Source organism: Xenorhabdus kozodoii (assembly GCF_002632875.1).
Lineage (GTDB): Bacteria > Pseudomonadota > Gammaproteobacteria > Enterobacterales > Enterobacteriaceae > Xenorhabdus > Xenorhabdus kozodoii.
The window spans coordinates 1-2,313 of sequence record NZ_NJCX01000063.1; the positions used below are offsets into that span (position 1 = coordinate 1).

The 2,313-nt window shown below is 55.0% G+C and carries 2 protein-coding genes; both read left to right on the forward strand.

Features of this window, described 5'->3' with window-relative positions; all coding sequences use genetic code 11:
• The coding region (locus tag Xkoz_RS18985) for a phosphopantetheine-binding protein (RefSeq protein ID WP_244183528.1) at positions 1-547 on the forward strand (547 nt) is incomplete at its 5' end.
• Positions 547-2,313: condensation domain-containing protein (locus Xkoz_RS18990; RefSeq protein WP_141554452.1), on the forward strand; the 1,767-nt coding region annotated here is incomplete at its 3' end. The genes Xkoz_RS18985 and Xkoz_RS18990, both read left to right, overlap by 1 nt.

Genomic DNA, 2,313 nt, shown 5'->3' on the forward strand with positions numbered 1-2,313 from the left:
GGTCGCCTACCTGCGGCCAGAGGACGGGGCGGAACTGGTGCCGGCGGCATTGCGGGAGCAACTCAGCCAGCATCTGGCGGACTATATGCTGCCCAGTGCCTTTGTCACATTGGAGACGTTCCCGCTGACGCCTAACGGCAAACTCGACCGCAAGGCGCTGCCGGCACCGGATGTCTCCGCCGTAGTGACACAGGGTTATGTCCCCCCACAAGGAAAAATAGAAACGGAACTGGCGCAAATCTGGCAAGACTTATTAGGGCTGGAGCGCATCAGCCGCCATGACCACTTCTTTGAACTCGGCGGTCATTCGCTGATGGTCACCCGACTGATAACGCGCATACAAAACCAGTTCCTGGTCAATATTTCCCTTAGCGCATTGTTCGCTTCGCCCACATTGGTGGAACAGGGCAACGTTATTCTTTCCCTTCAAATGAAGGCGGTAGGGGAAAATCAGCTTGAATCAATCCAAGACGATCTTGACTCATTGTCAGCGGAAGAATTAATGGCAATTTTAGACGGGAAAAATGCCCGCGGAGGCAGTAAATAATGACAAAGCCCAACATGAATATTGATGATTTGAAACGTGCGGTGCTAGAGAAAAAAATTGAAGAACGATTGAAAGCGCGCGGGGTTCAACCACCATCATCCATCACACCAGCGGATAGGCATCAGCCCCTGCCACTCTCTTTTGCCCAGCAGCGGTTGTGGTTTATCGACCAACTCGATCCGGCGGCCAGTCAGGCTTATCACTTGCCGGTGACATTACGCCTCACCGGACAGCTCAACCGCCAGGCGCTGAAAATGTCACTTGACCAACTCATTGCCCGCCATGAAAGTTTGCGTACCCGCTTTGTGCTAGTCTCAGGCCAACCTTGCCAGCATATTGATCCGGCTGACATCGGTTTTGCCCTGGCCTATCACGATTTTCGTCAGCTCGATCCGGCCTTGCATACCCAACATATCGCCGAGTTTGCTGAGTGTGAGGCTAAGGCTCCCTTCGATTTTACCCAAGGGCCGCTTATTCGTGGTCAACTGCTACAACTGGCAGACGAAGAGCATGTGTTATTGCTGACCTTACATCACATTATCACTGACGGTTGGTCTATTGGTGTGCTGGTACACGAGCTGGCCACCTTCTACCGCGCCGCCCTTGAGGGTCAGGACGCGCCTTTAGCGCCACTTCCTATTCAGTATGCCGATTATGCCGCCTGGCAACATCAACAACTACAAGGCACAGCCCTTGCTGCCCAGCGGGATTTTTGGTGCACCCAGCTTGCAGGCGCACCGGCTTTACTGACACTGCCGACCGACCGGCCACGCCCGGCGGAACAAAGCTATATCGGTGATCAAGTCCCGTTCCGGCTTGATGCCGGTTTATTGGCCTCACTTAAGGCACTGGGGCAGCGCCATAACATCACCTTGTTTATGACCGTGCTCAGTGCCTGGAGTCTTGTCCTCGCCCGGCTCAGTGGCCAGGAGGATATTGTTATCGGCACCCCGGTGGCTAATCGCCCACAGCATGAGCTGGAAGGGTTAATCGGGTTCTTTGTTAATACGCTGACGCTGCGCATCACCGTCAGTGATAACCTCCATGTAGCCGATCTGCTTGCCCAGGTGCGGGAGCGAACACTGGCGGCCTATGACCATCAAGATTTTCCTTTCGAGCAGGTGGTGGAAGCCCTCCAGCCGGAACGCAGCTTAAGCTACAACCCCCTCTTTCAGGTGATGCTGGCCTTAAACAACACCCCAGCCAAGGCGTTGACACTGCCCGATCTCCAGCTTTCAACGGTTGAACAGCCTCACCGTAACGCCCACTTTGATTTAACCTTGTCATTGACCGAAACCGAGGATGGCCTGGTCGGTGCATTGGAATATGCCAGCGATTTATTCGACACCGCAACCGTTGAACGGATGATGGGTTACTTCACCAACGTGCTGGCCGCTATGGTGGCGGATGAAACCCAACCCGTTGCCACATTACCGATGCTGCCCGCCCCAGAGCGGCACCAACTGCTGGTGGATTTCAACGCCACCCAGACGGATTTCCTGCAAGATGCGTTGATCCACCAACTATTTGAAGCGCAGGCAGAACAGCGTCCCGATAATATTGCCGCCGTTTTTGAGAACCAAACCTTGAGCTACGGTGAACTCAACCGCCGCGCCAACCCGCTAGCCCATCACCTGATTGAACTGGGGGTGCGCCCGGACGATCTCGTCGCCCTCTGTACGGAACGCAGTCTGGAAATGGTGGTCGGTTTGCTGGCTATCCTGAAAGCCGGCGGCGCGTATCTGCCGCTTGATCCGGCTTACCCC